The organism is Lysinibacillus sp. RU7 (genome assembly GCF_057837305.1).
Map to the genome: position 1 here is coordinate 214,580 of NZ_JBYQFK010000001.1, position 16,422 is coordinate 231,001.

Annotated in this window: 17 protein-coding genes; 14 read left to right on the top strand and 3 right to left on the bottom strand. The window is 38.3% G+C overall.

Annotated elements, in window-relative coordinates; genetic code table 11:
• The first annotated feature begins 327 nt into the window (after window positions 1-327).
• From asnB to AC3II9_RS01065, 3 genes are all read left to right on the top strand, one after another.
• Window positions 328-2,238 carry an asparagine synthase (glutamine-hydrolyzing) gene (asnB, locus tag AC3II9_RS01055; protein WP_489152630.1) on the top strand — a complete coding sequence of 637 codons (1,911 nt, stop codon included), beginning with the start codon at window positions 328-330 and terminating at the stop codon, window positions 2,236-2,238.
• Window positions 2,207-3,163, top strand: a complete 957-nt coding sequence (locus AC3II9_RS01060) for a C39 family peptidase (RefSeq protein WP_489152631.1) — start codon at window positions 2,207-2,209, stop codon at window positions 3,161-3,163. Before asnB ends, AC3II9_RS01060 begins: the two co-directional genes overlap by 32 nt.
• 64 nt (window positions 3,164-3,227) lie before the next feature.
• Window positions 3,228-3,389, top strand: coding sequence for a hypothetical protein (locus AC3II9_RS01065; RefSeq protein ID WP_489152632.1), 162 nt, complete (start codon window positions 3,228-3,230; stop codon window positions 3,387-3,389).
• A gap of 32 nt (window positions 3,390-3,421) precedes the next feature.
• Here AC3II9_RS01065 and AC3II9_RS01070 read toward each other — a convergent pair whose 3' ends face one another.
• Window positions 3,422-4,072, bottom strand: a complete 651-nt coding sequence (locus AC3II9_RS01070; RefSeq protein ID WP_489152633.1) for a DedA family protein — start codon at window positions 4,070-4,072, stop codon at window positions 3,422-3,424.
• Between the two features lie 87 nt (window positions 4,073-4,159).
• Between AC3II9_RS01070 and AC3II9_RS01075 the strand changes: the two genes are divergently transcribed.
• From AC3II9_RS01075 to AC3II9_RS01095, 5 genes are all read left to right on the top strand, one after another.
• Window positions 4,160-4,660: a DUF1648 domain-containing protein gene (locus tag AC3II9_RS01075; RefSeq protein ID WP_489152634.1), complete on the top strand. Its 501-nt coding sequence runs from the start codon at window positions 4,160-4,162 to the stop codon at window positions 4,658-4,660.
• 139 nt (window positions 4,661-4,799) lie between these two features.
• Window positions 4,800-4,949, top strand: coding sequence for a 50S ribosomal protein L33 (gene rpmG, locus AC3II9_RS01080; protein ID WP_129729751.1), 150 nt, complete (start codon window positions 4,800-4,802; stop codon window positions 4,947-4,949).
• Window positions 4,950-4,962: 13 nt separating this feature from the next.
• Window positions 4,963-6,219: an NHL repeat-containing protein gene (locus AC3II9_RS01085; protein WP_489152635.1), complete on the top strand. Its 1,257-nt coding sequence runs from the start codon at window positions 4,963-4,965 to the stop codon at window positions 6,217-6,219.
• A 105-nt stretch (window positions 6,220-6,324) separates the two neighbouring features.
• Window positions 6,325-6,801, top strand: coding sequence for a nucleoside 2-deoxyribosyltransferase (locus tag AC3II9_RS01090; RefSeq protein WP_489152636.1), 477 nt, complete (start codon window positions 6,325-6,327; stop codon window positions 6,799-6,801).
• Between the two features lie 148 nt (window positions 6,802-6,949).
• Entirely contained in the window at window positions 6,950-7,666 is a 717-nt protein-coding gene (locus AC3II9_RS01095) for an SIR2 family NAD-dependent protein deacylase (RefSeq protein ID WP_489152637.1), read from the top strand.
• Window positions 7,667-7,705: 39 nt separating this feature from the next.
• Here the strand turns inward: AC3II9_RS01095 and AC3II9_RS01100 are convergent, their stop codons facing one another.
• Complete coding sequence (locus AC3II9_RS01100; protein ID WP_489152638.1) at window positions 7,706-8,722, bottom strand: DUF4179 domain-containing protein; 1,017 nt, start codon at window positions 8,720-8,722, stop codon at window positions 7,706-7,708.
• Window positions 8,719-9,288: a sigma-70 family RNA polymerase sigma factor gene (locus AC3II9_RS01105; protein WP_489152639.1), complete on the bottom strand. Its 570-nt coding sequence runs from the start codon at window positions 9,286-9,288 to the stop codon at window positions 8,719-8,721. Before AC3II9_RS01105 ends, AC3II9_RS01100 begins: the two co-directional genes overlap by 4 nt.
• A 286-nt stretch (window positions 9,289-9,574) precedes the next feature.
• On the opposite strand from AC3II9_RS01105, the gene AC3II9_RS01110 reads away from it, so the two are divergent.
• From AC3II9_RS01110 to hrcA, 6 genes are all read left to right on the top strand, one after another.
• On the top strand, window positions 9,575-10,768 hold the full coding sequence (locus AC3II9_RS01110; RefSeq protein WP_489152640.1) for an NAD(P)/FAD-dependent oxidoreductase: 1,194 nt from the start codon (window positions 9,575-9,577) through the stop codon (window positions 10,766-10,768).
• Between the two features lie 13 nt (window positions 10,769-10,781).
• Window positions 10,782-11,324: a hypothetical protein gene (locus AC3II9_RS01115; protein WP_489152641.1), complete on the top strand. Its 543-nt coding sequence runs from the start codon at window positions 10,782-10,784 to the stop codon at window positions 11,322-11,324.
• Window positions 11,325-11,337: 13 nt separating this feature from the next.
• A complete protein-coding gene (locus tag AC3II9_RS01120) occupies window positions 11,338-12,753 on the top strand; it encodes an MBL fold metallo-hydrolase (protein ID WP_489152642.1) in 1,416 nt (471 codons plus the stop codon).
• A gap of 954 nt (window positions 12,754-13,707) precedes the next feature.
• Entirely contained in the window at window positions 13,708-14,034 is a 327-nt protein-coding gene (locus AC3II9_RS01125) for a geranylgeranyl pyrophosphate synthase (RefSeq protein ID WP_489152643.1), read from the top strand.
• Between the two features lie 115 nt (window positions 14,035-14,149).
• Entirely contained in the window at window positions 14,150-15,295 is a 1,146-nt protein-coding gene (gene hemW, locus AC3II9_RS01130) for a radical SAM family heme chaperone HemW (protein WP_489152644.1), read from the top strand.
• A gap of 89 nt (window positions 15,296-15,384) precedes the next feature.
• Entirely contained in the window at window positions 15,385-16,407 is a 1,023-nt protein-coding gene (hrcA, locus tag AC3II9_RS01135; RefSeq protein WP_489152645.1) for a heat-inducible transcriptional repressor HrcA, read from the top strand.
• Window positions 16,408-16,422: the final 15 nt, after the last annotated feature.

The following is a 16,422-nucleotide window of genomic DNA, read 5'->3' on the forward strand; positions in this document are numbered from 1 at the left end:
AGTATTACTCGATAATATCAGATAATTCCAACAAATAAAACCGTTAAAAGGCAAGATTTACTGAACTATCCGAGTAAAAAGCGGTTTTATGCTTAAGGTCGCAGATTCGTAAAGCTTCACAGCAATAAAAAGCATAAAAAAGAATAGGTCCTCATTTCATAATATATGTGCCATTTTTAGGTGAACTTGAAACATTGGAACTACTTGTGTTTTGTTGGGTTTTAAGCGGTTTTGTGATATATTCTATTAGTAATCGACAAGATATTGAAACAACGAATAGCAAAGGCATATGTGCTAGGCTATAGATAAAAGGAGAAATTTTAATATATGTGTGGTTTTATCGGCTATATAAATGGTACACATCCCATTGATCATAAACAAGTTATCGAAAATATGATGAATACAATTATTCACCGCGGTCCTGATAGTGGCGGCATTCACGCAGATGACAAAGTAACACTCGGTTTCCGTCGCTTAAGTATTCTTGACTTATCGGATGTAGCGAATCAGCCACTTTACAGTGAAGATGGCAATATCGTTTTAGTGTTTAACGGTGAGATTTATAACTTTATGTCCATTCGTAAAGAGTTAGAAGCGAAAGGCTATCACTTCAAAACAAATTCAGATAGTGAAGTGTTACTACATGGCTACGCAGAATACGGTTTTGAGCTTGTACATAAACTGCGTGGGATGTTCGCATTTTGTATTTGGGATCAAAAAAATGATTTACAATTTATCGCACGTGATGGCTTTGGGATTAAGCCGCTGTACTATACGCAAAACACGACAGATGAAACGATCATTTTCGGTTCAGAAATTAAATCATTTTTACCGCACCCATCCTTTATAAAAGAATTAAATAAAGATGCACTACGACCATATTTAACATTCCAATACTCCGCGATGGATGAGACCTTCTTTAAAGGTGTTTATAAGTTGCCGCCAGGTCACTTTATGGTCATTAAAGATCGTAAAGTCCAACAAATCACAAAGTATTGGGATAAAAAATACAGTGCCTCAAAAGGTTCAATCGAAGAAACAATCGCAAATATTCGTGAAACAGTAGCTGAATCCGTCAAAGCGCACCAAATTTCAGATGTAAAAGTAGGTTCGTTTTTATCTGGCGGGATCGATTCATCGTATATTGCGGCACTGCTTAAACCAGATAAGAGCTTCTCGGTTGGTTTCTCTGACTACGAAGCGATGTTCAATGAAACACATCATGCGAAAGAGTTATCGGATATTTTAGGCATTCAAAATGAGCGTAAATATGTATCGGCAGAAGAATGTTTTGACGCACTACCAAAAATTCAGTGGCATATGGATGAACCACAATCTAATCCATCGTCTGTGCCGTTGTATTTCCTATCTGAATTAGCACGGAAAGATGTAACGGTCGTGCTATCTGGTGAAGGGGCCGACGAAATCTTTGGCGGCTACGAGTGGTATAAGCCATCTGCGAAAATGCAAAAATATGAGCAAATCCCATTAGGCTTACGTAAAGCAATTGCAGGGATTGCGGGGGCATTACCGAAAAATGCCTATACAAACTTCCTGAAAAAAGGTGCACAAACGATTGAAGAACGTTTCATCGGGGAAGCGGTCGTGTGGGATGAGCAAGACGCGCTGGATGTATTAAAACCAGACTATAAAAAAGGTCCATCTGTACACGATATTACAAAGCGTGTGTATGCGGACGTGCCAAACGAAGATGATGTGACAAAAATGCAATATTTAGACTTAAGTTTATGGTTACCAGGCGATATTTTATTAAAAGCCGATAAGATGAGTATGGCGCACTCGATTGAGCTTCGAGTACCATTCCTTGATAAAGAGGTTATGGAAATGGCGAAAAAAATTCCAACTGAGCACCGTGTAAACGAGATCGATACAAAATATGCACTTCGTCAAGCAGCATTAGAGGAATTACCTGAAGAATGGGCAAAACGTAAAAAGCTTGGTTTCCCTGTGCCAATTCGTCACTGGTTCCGTGAAGAGCGCTACTATAACTTAATAAAAGAGGCATTTACAGCTGAATATGCAAAAGAGTTCTTTGATACAGACAAGCTTGTATCATACTTAGATGCACACTATGCAGGCGATAAAAACTATGCACGCTATATTTGGACAGCTTACGTATTTTTAGTATGGTATAAATGCTTCTTCATCGAAGATAATAAGTGGACTACATTGAAAGGAACGAGCCATGATGAAGTGGCGTCTACCACTCATAATTAGTTCGAGTATTTTATTAACCGCTTGTGGGGAAGAGCTGTCTCCGGTAAGCAGTTCAGCTAAAATGGTTGTATTACCCGTTGAGTATTATAGCGGTGCAGCTGTGAGCGATGTATTAGTAGAATTATATGATGCAACGGGTAATCGCGTCGGTGCAGAAGTAAGCTATGGCGGTGAAGCGGTATTTGGAGACTTGCAATTAGACGAAATGTATTCTGTTCGAATTGGGGCAACGGATTATATGGAGGATAAGCCATTCATCAGTGAGAAATCCATTGTCTTTGATTCTTCTAATCCATATGTTGTTGTGGAGACGAATGCCGTAAATCATCAGCAAGCGCTAGCTGTACCGGTAGTAAAGCAAAATCCGCAATTACCACACGGATGTGAAATTACATCATTGACGGCGATTTTAAACTATTACGGTGCCGATGTCGACAAAATGACAATGGCGAATAATTATTTACCAAAGCAACCGTTCAAGATAGAAAATGGTGTGAAGTATGGTCCAGATCCCCATGTTTCGTATGCCGGTAATCCAAGTGAACAGCAAGGGACGTATGCATTTGCAGATCCGATTGTAAAGGCAGCACAAGATTATATTTCGCAATTGGATATGAATTTAATAGCAAAAAATATTAGCGGCAGTACAGAGGAAGACGTTGAAATGTACGTAAAGCTAGGCATTCCTGTTATTAGTTGGGTAACGCTTGATTTATCGGAGCCACGTACGACAGGTGGCTGGATCATTACAGGGACTAACACATTTCATCATATGTATGTAAACTTACATGCAGTTGTTCTTGTAGGGGTGGGCGAGCATGAAGTCGAAGTAATGGACCCATTAAAAGGCATCGTAAAATTAAATAAACAACAGTTTTTTGCAAGCTACAAAGCACTCGGGGAGCAGGCTGTTGTCCTCTATTAAAGCTACGCAATTGCGTAGCTTTTTTTATGGTACAATCACATTACATAGTAAGGGAGGAATATATATGTTATTACCACAACAAATTACAGCAGCATGTCATGAGTTAACGGAGGAAGAGGCAAAAGCATTGCTTGTCGAAATCTTTATTGCACGTAATTACGGCAACCAAGAGATGATTATGAAAATAAATGAAATGGTGGAGCGACTAGGTATCGCACAAAAGTAAGCGCCCCCTCTAAGGTGGCGCTTAAAACCTCATTAAACGAGCTTGCGATTATGAAGCATTTGTTTGAAGTATGCATAAATAGTAGGAACTAGTACGAATGCAGAAATAAGCAATAGCGTAAACATTAAGTTATCAGCCACCCATTGGATATTTCCGAGTGCATAGCCAGCAAACAGCCAAATACATGTCCATAATAGGGCACCCATCATATTAAAACGTATGAATTTAGCATAAGGATATTTTGTATAGCCAGACATAAATGGTGTCATCGTACGCATTAATGGTACAAAGCGACTAAAAGTTAACGCTATCCGATCATAGTCTTCTATAAATACTTTTGCACGTGTAATCGCGTTTTCAGGGATAAAGCGAAAAAGATTTAATTTTTCTTGCGATATATTGCCGAGAAGTTTACCGATTAAATAGTTGTTACTATCGGCTAATGTTGTCGCAACAAAGTATACAAAAAACAATGTAAGTACATCTAATTTACCGATTGCGGCTACCGTTCCGCTCGCAAATACAAGGGAATCGCCGGGTAAAAATGTAAGTACAATAAATGCAGTTTTCGTAAAGACGACTGCAAATAATAAAAGATAAATATAGACGCCGAATTTTTTTATATAATCATATAATTCCGTATCAATCATACGTAAAAATTCAATGATCTCTGCAAATGACATGTAAAAACCTCATTTACTATAAATTACGTCTTATTATAGAGAGAGGTGGAAGGAATTACAAATAAAACTCACTTAAGGGGAGAAGAGATGTTGCCAGAAAGACCGAAATTACATATCGAGAAAACAGGAATTGAAAAATTCGCCAACATTATTGGCATTGCAAGTATTTTAGCGATGATTTTATTTATTATTTTCAATTGGAATGCTTTACCCGACACAGTACCAACGCATTTTAATGGGGCTGGGGAAGCCGATGCATGGGGCTCAAAGCTTTCTTTAGTAATATTACCAGCGATTGCAATTGTATTACATCTTTTTATGGAAGTTGTAGAGCGAAAGCCACATACTCATAACTATCCAGCTCGTCTGACGGAAGAAAATGCACCGCAATTTTATATGGAGAGCCGTAAGATTGTCAATTTAACGAAAAATGTATGTACAGCGATGTTTGCCTATATCGTTATTCGTTCGGTATTAGTCGCTCTCGGTGAAGCAGATGGGCTAGGTATTTTAGGGATGGTTCTATTTTTTATATTATTAGCAATTGTGATCATTCGTGGTATGGTGCGTATGTCAAAAATAAAATAGCAGGATTGTAACACAGTACAAATCCGTACTGTGTTTTTTTGTATTCTTTAAGAGTAATGATTACTATTTATGTTGACAAAGAGAAAATGTCGCGCTACTATATAAAGCGTAACAATTACTATTTAGGGGAGTGTGTCAATTGAGAGTAAACATTACATTAGCGTGTACGGAATGTGGCGATCGCAACTACATAACAACAAAAAATAAGCGAAATAACCCAGAGCGTATCGAGCTGAAAAAGTATTGCCCACGATTAAAGCGTGTGACGTTACATCGTGAGACGAAATAGGAGGGACAATACAATGAGCTATTGGAAACGCCGATTATTGCCAATGTCAGCTGCCTGTGCATTGTTATTAGCAGCGTGTAATACAAATCAGACAGAGGAAGAAGAAAAGAAGGAAGAAACAACTGCTCAAGAACAACATGAACATGAAGACAGCGCGCATGAGCACGAAGAGATGAACGGCACGCGTCTACTTGTCAGCTATGCAGGTGGATTTCTTGTAATGAATAGTGCATTTGAAGAAATCGAGCGTTATAATATCGGTCCTTCCTCTTTAGCATTAGGGAGTGATATGCGTCACGTATTCGTAAAGGATACAGCCAATAAGGATTCATACACATTATTCGATATCGGTATATGGCATGAAGATCACAGTGATCATGCGCATCCTTATGAAGAAGACCTTGTTTTAGCCTCGTATGAAATCGAAGCAAAAAATGCAGCCCATGTAGTCAGCCATAATAATCAAACAGCTGTGTTCCATGATGATAGTGGATTAGTGGAAGTGTATGATGCAGCAAGCTTATCTACTATAGAAGAACCGATTCCAGCATATACGTATCAAGGGAGTGCTCATCATGGTGTAGCGGTGCCTTTATCTGATGGAACCCTTGCTGTTTCTTATCAAACGGAAGAAGGAGCAAAATTACCAGGCGGTGTGAAAATCGTGGACAGTCATGGTCATGATGTAGCAACGATTACCGATGCATGTAACGGTCTGCACGGAACCGTGTATACAGGAGCAGATACGACAGAGAAACTAGCGTTTGGCTGTATTGGAAATGTCGTTGCGTACGATGTAGCATCTAAACAAACGACAGCGATTGCACTGCCTCATGCAGAAGCTCGCGTAAGTACAATCAAGCAGCATGCGGACAGTTCTTACTACTTAACGAACTATAAAGAAGGCGAAAATCCATCGACAAAAGTTGGGGTAATCAATAGTGAAACAAATGACTTTACATTAGTGGAGCTACCAGCTGCCTATAGTTCGGCATTGTTAGTCGCTGCACATAATATCGGCTATGTACAGGCTGAAAATGGTATTTTGTATAAAATTGATTTAGCAAAAGCGGAAATTATCGAAGAAATCGATGCTCTACAACCGTTTAACTTAGACGAAGCGAACGTAACATTAGCCTTAATGAACAACGAAGTACTAGTTGTTGTACCAACGGCGAATGCCATCTTACAAGTACACGGTGATCACGTACACCAAGTAGCCGCGTTAGATGTGGAACCGACAAGTGTTTTATCGGTAACAGCTTATTAAAAAAGAAATAATCCAATCGGTAGTGAAAAGCTACCGATTTTTGTGTTTTCGAAAGTGATGACTTTTGGTACGCTTGTACAAGAGTAGGAATAAGGAGAGAGATAGATGAAAGCATATTTAGCAAATGGATTATTTTCGATTGGGGACCGTTATGTCAATGAATACATTGCAGCAGAAATTCGAAAGGCAGTAGAAGGCATTGATTTATATGTACCGCAAGAAAACGATGCGATTAATGATAAATCTGCCTATGCGGATAGCTTAGCGATTGCAGAGGCGGATTTACAAAGCTTACAAGCGAGTGATGTATTGATTGCGGTGATAGACGGGGTAGAAATCGATTCAGGTGTAGCGGCAGAAATCGGTGTGTTCTCTACATTGAACCGACCGATTATTGCCTTATTTTCAGATGTGCGCCAACAGGGTCGCGATAATCATAAAAAAATCGAGGCGCTCATTGCAGATGGTGTGGAAAATCAATTTATTTACCGCAATTTATTTGTCATTGGCTTAGTGAAACGTACCGGTGTGATCGTTAGCACAGTGGAAGAAGTAGTAGAAGAGATGAAGAAGTTAGTATAAAGATAAAAGCGACTGTTTTGGAGCAGTTGCTTTTATTATATAGGAGTACATAATCACTCGTAGTGGTGCAGGTAAATAATAAATGGTAAGTGTTTTTGAATACTATTACAAATAAACGTATAATGAGTGAAAAGCGGTGGTGGAAATGATGGATAAAGTCAATCAACTAGTAGATTGGTTACGACAATCGACGAAAACGGTTGTGTTAACAGGTGCGGGGATGTCAACAGAAAGTGGCGTACCAGATTTTCGCTCGAAGTCAGGCTGGTGGCGGAATATCGACCCATCAACGGTTGCGAATATACAAGCACTTGAGCATGATTATGATTTATTTCATGCATTTTATTGTGCACGATTTGAAGCATTAAAAGGATGTGAACCTCACGAAGGACATCGCATTTTAGCAGATTGGGAGAAGCACGGGCTCATTGCACGTGTGGCGACACAAAACGTCGACGGCTTTCACAAAGCAGCAGGTAATACCTATGTAGATGAATTACACGGTAGTATTCATGCTGTACGTTGTCACAAGTGCGGACACGAAGCAAGTGCACAAGCTTTTTTTAATCAAGAAACATGTACTGTATGCCGAGGCAAGCTTCGACCAGGTATCGTATTATTCGGTGAAATGTTACCAGAGGATGCGTGGAATCGTGCGCTACACGCCATCAAAACGGCAGACCTCGTCATCGTCATTGGTACAAGCTTGCAAGTATATCCCGTTAATCAGCTTCCAAGCATGACGCGCGGCAAGCTTGTGTATATTAACCGGGAAGTGGATGGCTTTGAACGTGATTTTGATTTATTATTCGAAGGCTCTGCAAAGGAAATATTACAGCAAATTGATGCAGCTTTAAAAAGGTAAAATAACAGCGTGAGGACAAGTAGCCTCACGCTTTTCAGTTTACTTTAGTGTAATGTGAATCGGTTCAAGTTCTTCTTTCATTGCAATTGGCCCATTGCCAGCTGAATAATAAACAGCAGGTACTAATGTTAATGTGCTTGCGTTTGCATCAATGGCTTGAATAGAGCTGCTCCATTCATATGTCTTCAGTGCATCATAGCTGGCACCCCCATTGTTATTTGGATAATATTCATTACCTAAATCATCTGTAATGCGGACGAAATCAGTTGTGACATGCAGCCATTTTTCTAACACTACATCACTTACAATTTGTTGTACATGGAAAACAGTGGAGTAATCATTTGTTTCATAGGAAGTGAGCGTAAGGGATACATCGTCATTTGTAACGGTTTTATTGACGATCACTTTATTATTTTCCAATGCCTGAATCGTGAAATCGAATGACCAATCTCCGTTAACCATTTTAAGGGTTTCATAGTCGGTAAATGCGGTTGGCTCCCACATTACTTCAAGTGTTTGAGGTATTTCTTCTTTAAAGTGAGGTACTATTTTGGCTGTCCCAATATAGGTTGTGTCACTTATTTTTTTAATATAGTCAGAGCCTCCTTCGGCAGTCGCCCCTTTTACATGGAAGAAGTCTTTTGCGTTTGGGTTGTTCCCGAGCTGTTTTTCTGTTTCAATGGCATAAGCAATCGTAATAGCTGTTCCGTCGAAAACGGCATCCTCAATCATCACGGTTACACCGTTACTCGATTGAATTTGTGCCACATCTGTTGCAACAGTACCGAAATGTGGATTGAATGTTTCCTCTTCGGAAAAATAGTGCATCACGTCCTTTATAAATGGGATTTGCGAGGCGATGGATGGTGCTGTAAACATCGTTGTAGCAGTCACAACACCTGTCAATGTTGCAGCGGCAGCTACGTATTTAAACCAATTTGCCTTTTTCTTTTTGCCAAGGACATGCTGTTTCACACGTTGTTTCTCCAAGTCACTCACTTCTGTTAGTTCAATAGTATCGATATTTAGATCCACTAATTTTTTTAAGTCACTCATATGAGAACCTCCTTTAGCTTTAAGTTTTTTGCCAGCTTTTGTTTTCCACGGTATAGTCGATTATCAACAGCAGATTTGCTTAAATTCAGCGCTTCACCAATAGCACCATTTTGCATCTCTAAATAATATTTCAGTATAAAAATATCTCGGTCGAGTTCATCTAGTTTACTTAATTCAAACAATAGCTCATTTCTTCGCTCTCGTTCCAATAAGGTAGCCTGTACACTGATGTGTGAAGAGCCCGTTTCCTCAAACTCCTCAACCTGCTGCTCCCGCGCTCGTTGTTTTTCATAAATACGATAATAATCAATCGCTTTATATTTCGTAATCATGCCGACCCATTTCTTAAAATCAGCTGCATCACCACTAAATTGATGACTATTTTTCCAAACTTCTAAAAACACATCGTTAATACAATCATCTACGGCATCCTGCTTTCCTAATGGTTGTAAAACTTTCAGGGCGATGGCCTTCACTAATGGCATGTATTCATCGATGATATATTCTAAAGCATCTTCTTTTTTCTTCTGTAAACGTTTAATAAAATTACGATTCGTAACGGTCATATAGTATTCTCCTTCATGTATTGAAAAAGCTTTTTCACTAACTACAACGAAGTGAGCGATTAATTATTCGCAACTTTTTTTATTTTAACTTAAATTGGTAGTTGAAAATGTGCTCGTTATAAAGATGTGACAATTTTACAAAGTATAAGCCTGAATATCATTGTTGACTTAATATTTTAAATATTGTGAATTTAATAGGGGGAAACCCCTATTTTTTAAATATTAGGAAATTTGTAGAATAGAAAGTGTAGAGTTTCACAATACAAATTCGAAAGAAGGTGGGCGTGTGGATAATTCTTTCAAGATTGTCATTGTAGGTGGAGGATCAGGGGGAATTACTGTAGCATCACGACTATTGCGGAAGATGCACAGTTTAGCTGGTAAAGTGGCGATTATCGATCCTGCTACGAAGCATTATTACCAACCTTTATGGACGCTAGTTGGTGGTGGAGCGAGTAAAAAGGAGCAATCTGAGCGAGAAATGGCCTCACTCATTCCTCAAGGTGCTACTTGGATACAACAGGGGGTCACCCATTTTTACCCTGATACGAATCAAATTCAATTGGCAGACGGTTCCTTTGTGAGTTACGAGTATTTAGTCGTTTCAGCAGGATTGGAGATCAATTGGGGAGCGATTAAAGGCTTAGAAGAGGCACTAGGTACAAAAAATGTATGCAGTAATTATTCTTATCAGCATGTAGACTACACATGGGAAACCATTCGGAATTTCAAATCAGGGACAGCATTATTTACCCATCCCGCATCACCAGTAAAATGTGGTGGCGCACCCCAAAAAATTATGTACTTAGCAGATGATTATTTTAGCAAATTAGGCGTTCGGCACAATATTGATATTATTTTTGGCTCTGCTAATCCAGCAATCTTCGATGTAGCGAAATATCGTAGTGCATTGGAAAAAGTAATAGAGCGCAAAAACATCGACGCACGCTTTTGCTATAACTTAATTGAAATTAAAGCAGATGAAAAAATGGCTATTTTTGAAGATTTAAATACAGGTGAAAAAGAGGAAGTTCATTATGACATGATTCATGTCACACCGTATATGAGCGCACCTAAATTTGTAGCGAAAAGTCCATTAGCAGATGGAACGGGTTGGTTAGAAGTCGATATTCATACACTTCAGCACAAAAAATATGAAAACGTTTTCGGTTTAGGGGATAATGCGAATTTACCGACATCTAAAACAGGAGCTTCTATTCGTAAGCAAGCACCTGTTGTCGTAGAAAACTTACTGGCATGTATGCGAAACCAGCCACCAAAGAGTATGTATGATGGCTATACATCCTGTCCGATCGTTACTGGCTATAATAAGTTAATTTTAGCAGAATTCGATTATTCGAAGGAGCCTGTTGAATCGTTGCCTATTGATCAAGGAATGGAACGTACAAGTATGTATATCTTGAAAAAAGATTTACTGCCCATTATGTACTGGAATGGAATGTTAAAAGGCACAATGTAGAAAGGGGTAAATAATGATGATTAAAACACCTGTTCAGCATCAATTAGAGCAACCAGAAGTCCAGGAAGCGATTACTTCTTTTCTACAAAACTTACCTATTTACCAACAACAATTAGAATTCCTTGGACAGTTGACGAACTTCGGGCAGGCTGTATTTTCCGACAAGCAAGGTTTACAGCAATACGACCAAATGCTTCAAACATACAACCTGAATATGGAGACAATTGAAGCATTAATAGGACTGTTAGAAAAGTTGCCGCGCCTAAACCAAATGCTGGAGCAACTCGAAAATGTTGTGGCATTTGTGATGTCCATTTTAGGAGATGAAACGACATTAGCGAATGCCACAGAAAGTATAAAGGAGTATACAAAACCGATCGTTGAAAAGGGGCAAGCTGGGCTATCACTCACACAAGCAATTCAGCAAGAGGCGGAGTCAAATAAAGAACCGATTACACTACTGATGATGTATAAATGGTTAAAAGATCCGACAGTTCAACAATCATTAAAGTACGTACAAGCGACTTTAACGGTGTTAAGTAAAAACAAAAACTAAGGGGGATATTAGGATGTTATTACGTTATTTTTATGATGAAAAATTAGCACACGCGTCTTATATGATAGGCTGTCAACAAAAGGGGCAAGCTTTTATTGTTGATCCGATGCGTAATATTGAGCCGTATATTGAAGTGGCAGAAAAAGAAAATATGAGCATTATAGGCGCGTTAGAGACGCATATTCATGCGGACTTTGTGACAGGTTCAAGAGAATTAGCAGACCGTTTTGGTGCTACGATGTATGTTTCAGATGAGGGTGGAGAGGACTGGCAATATCAAAACTTAGAAAATATCCCACATCAGTTATTGAAGGATGGAGACCAGTTTGAACTAGGGCGTCTCACATTTGAAGTTATGCATACACCCGGGCATACACCGGAATCGATCTCCTTTTTATTAACAGACGGAGCGGCAGCCGATAAGCCAATTGGCATTTTTACAGGTGACTTTGTTTTTGCGGGTGATATTGGTCGTCCAGACTTACTTGAAAAGGCAGCGGGCATGGTAGGGACAGCGGATGCTGGTGCAAAGGCGATGTTTAAATCCGTTCAGCGCTTTAAGGAGTTACCGGATTATTTACAACTGTGGCCTGCGCACGGAGCTGGAAGTGCTTGTGGAAAGGCATTAGGAGCCATTCCATCTTCTACTGTAGGTTATGAAAAGCAATTTAACTGGGCAATGAAATTTGATACAGAAGAGGACTTTGTACAATCATTATTAGATGGACAGCCTGAACCGCCGTATTATTTTGCAGTGATGAAATCCGTAAATAAGGTCGGCATTGAGCTCATTAAAAATCTACCGGAGTTGCAATTTATTAATGATGTCACAATGATTGAACAATTAATCAATGAAGGTCATCAAATAGTGGATACGCGTAGTACCGATGCATTTTCAAAAGGACATGTGAAGGGAACAATCAATATTCCATTTAATAAGGCATTCACAAATTGGGCTGGTTGGATTGTAGATTACGAGAAGCCACTGTATGTATTAACTACACCTGCTCATATGGAGGAAATTTTAATCGACTTACGCTCGATAGGTATTGACCAATTAGTAGGATATGCAGATATCGATGCAATGTTATCACAGGCTAACGCGCTAGATTCCTATGAAAATGTATCACCTTTAGAAGCCAAAACAATGATGGAACAGGACGATGTTGCGTTAATCGATGTACGTAATTTAGTGGAGTTTAATGAAGGGCATATTGAAGGAGCGCAACATATTATGCTTGGCACGATTAAAAATCGATTAAACGAACTCCCGAATAAAAAGCTCATTATACAATGTCAGGCTGGCGCTCGTTCAGCCATTGCAGTAAGTGTTTTAAAAGCAAACGGCTATCATAATATCGTGAATATGTCAGGTGGCTATAGTAAGTGGCAAAAAGAAGTGCAGGAAAGCATTGTAGTAAATAATTAAAACGAGTAAAAATAACGAATCTAACGAGTCGCATGGACCAGCTGTAGCTGTCTCCTACGGCTCGTTCTTGTGTAGCTTAAAATTAAAATTTATTTGACTCTCACATTTCTTATCCTAGCTCAGTGAAAACGGTATTACTTTTATGTGTCATGTCCATCAATATTTAAATTTCATAAAATATTAGTAGGTAAGTAGTGTGATTTTTTTAGGGGAATGATTGATAAAAGGTGCTTGCTCGTTGATTTGAGCTGAAAATCCATTTCTTTCGGCACTAGCCGAAAGAAATTAGTTGAAGCCGTGCCTGCGGAAAGCGAGTCAGCCGTAGCGGAAATCAACGGTTACCTAAATGGTAATATATGTTTCGGGATTTGCTCATTATAAGTTTATCACTACATCTATTGTGCAATAATAGTGTTTTTACCATTTATAGTAAAAATCATGTAGTATTCTGTTAAATGATGATGTAATTGATAATATAGTGAAAAAATAAGAAATAATAAATTAAAAAGTTAGTATATTCATGCTTTGGGTATTTAGTTAATAATTATAATCATTCTATTTTTATAAATTAAAGATTATAAATAATAGAAAAAGGACATTTTATCATCACACAAATGGAGTAAATAACTAATTATTTGAAAATTATTTATAAGGTACTTTTTACTATATGAGAAAATTTTATATTAAAAATGATTACATTGGTTTGAAAATTATTAAATATATGCTTGTGAGAAAAGAGAGTTGATAGTAATATTAATTTAAACAAACATAGTGCTTATAGATTTACAAGTTACGGTAGTTTTATACATACTTAAATGTAGTTTATGGATTTTGAATATGTATCTAGTGACACGGCAATGATTTAATTAACTTAGTAACGTCATCGCTTTTGTGATGTTTTTATAGCACTATTATTATTTGTTCCTACCACAATTTTTATAGGGAGATGATTTAATGACAAAGCAAATCGAAATCAATTTACCAGATTGGTTTGAATTGGATGGATTAAATACTCTAGATACAATTATTAGTCCAAACTCGGAGGATGTAGGGATTTTAGTAGCAGGTGAAAATTTAGATTACACAAAAACTTGCTGCCCGACTGTACGTTTATATTTATTGCAATTAGTTGATGGTAAATATGAAGTAACAAAAGAATTAGAAGCATTTCCATTCCAATCGACAGATGAAGCAATTCAATTCTCATCTAAATTGCCAAAATTAAATGCATTTGATTTAGTGATGTTATTAAATAGAGAGCAACCTATTTTTACGGCTTAAATTTTAATGCGCGTTCGTATTCGTACGAATGCGTTTTTTTATGCGTCAAAATTGTATTTTTGTGATGAATAGGTACAATGAAAAGGTACAAAGTAAAAAGAAGGGAAGTGATTGCGTGGTGCGAGGAGTATATATTCATATCCCTTTTTGTCATCAAATTTGTAATTATTGTGATTTTAACAAAGTCTACTTTAAAAACCAGCCAGTAGACCAATATATAGAAGCGTTAGGTCAAGAAATGGCCATGGCCGTACGTGAGATGCCGCAAGCGTTTGAAAACATTGAAACGATTTTTTTAGGTGGAGGCACACCAACGGCTCTGTCGGCGACACAAATTGCTCGATTGATGGAATTGATTCGCGAGCATATTCCAATGGACAATGTGACCGAGTTTAGTTCGGAAGCCAACCCAGATGAATTGTCAGAGGATAAATTACAGGCATTGTTTAACGGTGGTGTGAATCGTCTTAGTATGGGGGTACAATCTTTTGATCAAGAGCTGCTACAAAAAATTGGCCGTACCCATTCGAATGAGCATGTATATGAAACGATTGCATTAGCGAAGAAAGTGGGCTTTGAAAACATTAGCATCGACTTAATGTATGGTTTGCCGCATCAAACAATGGAGCAGTGGAAGGATACGCTTCGTCTTGCGTTGCAACTGGACTTACCACATTACTCTGCTTATTCATTAATCGTTGAGCCGAAAACAATCTTCTATATTCAATATGCAAAAGGGAAGTTAGCCCTACCGACAGAAGATTTAGAGGCGGATATGTATGATGTCCTCATGAAAGAAATGGAAGCACATGGCTTACAGCAATACGAAATTAGTAACTTTGCGAAACCGGGATTTGCGTCTGTTCATAACAAGATTTACTGGGATAATGATGAATACGCAGGTTTTGGCGCAGGAGCACATGGGTATGTTGAAGGTGTGCGCTATTCAAACTATGGTCCCATCAAAAAATATATAGAAGCGGTAGAAGTCGGTTGTCGTCCAATCGTCCATGAACATACGGTAACGATGACGGAAAGAAAAGAAGAGCAAATGTTTTTAGGGCTTCGGAAAACAGAAGGGATAGTAGCAGAAGTATTTGAAGCGAAATTTAATGAAACCATTGCGACTACATATCGTAAAGTAATGGAGAAGCTAGTGGGTCAAGGTCTACTAGAAAGCGATGAACTAGGTATTCGGCTAACGCGAAAAGGTCGATTTGTCGGTAATGAAGTGTTTCAACAATTTTTATTAGAAGATTGAGCGATTCCGTTGACAGAAAAACGGGGATTTGTTAATTTATTATTAGTATTAGCACTCGAGGTAAATGAGTGCTAACAGAGGTGATGAGCATGTTAACAAATCGGCAATTACAAATTTTACAAGTAATCGTTGATGATTTCGTGACGTCTGCCCAACCTGTTGGGTCTCGCCAAATATCTAAAAAGGATTGGATTACATTTAGTCCCGCAACGATTCGGAATGAGATGGCAGATTTAGAGGAGTTAGGTTTTTTAGAAAAAACACATACTTCCTCAGGTCGTGTTCCTTCTGAGAAAGGCTATCGCTTTTATGTGGATCATTTATTGCAACCACAAGTGATGTCAGCTGAAGAAGTCATTCAAATTCAATCTGTTTTTCAGCGACGTATGGTCGAAGCAGAGCAAGTGATTAAAGAGTCGGCGAGTATTCTATCAGAATTAACGACCTATACAACGATTTTACTTGGTCCAGATGTACAACGACATAAGGTGAAAAAGTTTCAAATTGTTCCATTAACAAATCAAACAGCAGTTGCTATTATCGTGACGGACAATGGACATGTGGAAAATCGTGTATTTACATTACCAACGGGGTTTAGCCCTTCAGATATTGAAAAGATGGTAAATATATTAAATGACCGTTTAATCGGTGTTTCACTTCAAAACCTTCATCTCAAGTTAGAAGTTGAAGCACTCGCTGTATTAAAACAACATATACAGGCAGCAGATGCTGTCATTCAATCTTTAATACAAGTAACAAGTGGTCAAAAAGAGGGTAAGATTTACTACGCTGGTAAGACAAATATGCTCAACCAACCAGAGTTTCATGATTTAAATAAGGTCCGCATGTTGATGGATTTAATGGATAAGGAAAGTCAAATCCAAAACTTATTTAAGTCAAAAGATGCGAGTATTCAAATTCGCATTGGTTCGGAAAATAACCATTTAGCAATGGAAAACTGTAGTGTGATTACAGCATCATTTGGAGTTGGAGAAGAGAGTGGGTCTATTGCGATTATCGGTCCGACACGGATGGATTATCAACGTGTTGTCACGATTATTGATTTGATGCGCCGAGGGTTATCAAATGCCCTATCCCAGCGGAGTGACTGACTATAAGGAGGACAT

Excerpts from the sequence above, each read along its gene's own strand:
- asnB (WP_489152630.1), top strand. The coding sequence starts at position 328 with ATGTGTGGTTTTATCGGCTATATAAATGGTACACATCCCATTGATCAT.
- AC3II9_RS01060 (WP_489152631.1), top strand. The coding sequence starts at position 2,207 with ATGATGAAGTGGCGTCTACCACTCATAATTAGTTCGAGTATTTTATTA.
- AC3II9_RS01065 (WP_489152632.1), top strand. The coding sequence starts at position 3,228 with ATGTTATTACCACAACAAATTACAGCAGCATGTCATGAGTTAACGGAG.
- AC3II9_RS01070 (WP_489152633.1), bottom strand. The coding sequence starts at position 4,072 with ATGTCATTTGCAGAGATCATTGAATTTTTACGTATGATTGATACGGAA.
- AC3II9_RS01075 (WP_489152634.1), top strand. The coding sequence starts at position 4,160 with ATGTTGCCAGAAAGACCGAAATTACATATCGAGAAAACAGGAATTGAA.
- AC3II9_RS01085 (WP_489152635.1), top strand. The coding sequence starts at position 4,963 with ATGAGCTATTGGAAACGCCGATTATTGCCAATGTCAGCTGCCTGTGCA.
- AC3II9_RS01090 (WP_489152636.1), top strand. The coding sequence starts at position 6,325 with ATGAAAGCATATTTAGCAAATGGATTATTTTCGATTGGGGACCGTTAT.
- AC3II9_RS01095 (WP_489152637.1), top strand. The coding sequence starts at position 6,950 with ATGGATAAAGTCAATCAACTAGTAGATTGGTTACGACAATCGACGAAA.
- AC3II9_RS01100 (WP_489152638.1), bottom strand. The coding sequence starts at position 8,722 with ATGAGTGACTTAAAAAAATTAGTGGATCTAAATATCGATACTATTGAA.
- AC3II9_RS01105 (WP_489152639.1), bottom strand. The coding sequence starts at position 9,288 with ATGACCGTTACGAATCGTAATTTTATTAAACGTTTACAGAAGAAAAAA.
- AC3II9_RS01115 (WP_489152641.1), top strand. The coding sequence starts at position 10,782 with ATGATGATTAAAACACCTGTTCAGCATCAATTAGAGCAACCAGAAGTC.
- AC3II9_RS01120 (WP_489152642.1), top strand. The coding sequence starts at position 11,338 with ATGTTATTACGTTATTTTTATGATGAAAAATTAGCACACGCGTCTTAT.
- AC3II9_RS01125 (WP_489152643.1), top strand. The coding sequence starts at position 13,708 with ATGACAAAGCAAATCGAAATCAATTTACCAGATTGGTTTGAATTGGAT.
- hrcA (WP_489152645.1), top strand. The coding sequence starts at position 15,385 with ATGTTAACAAATCGGCAATTACAAATTTTACAAGTAATCGTTGATGAT.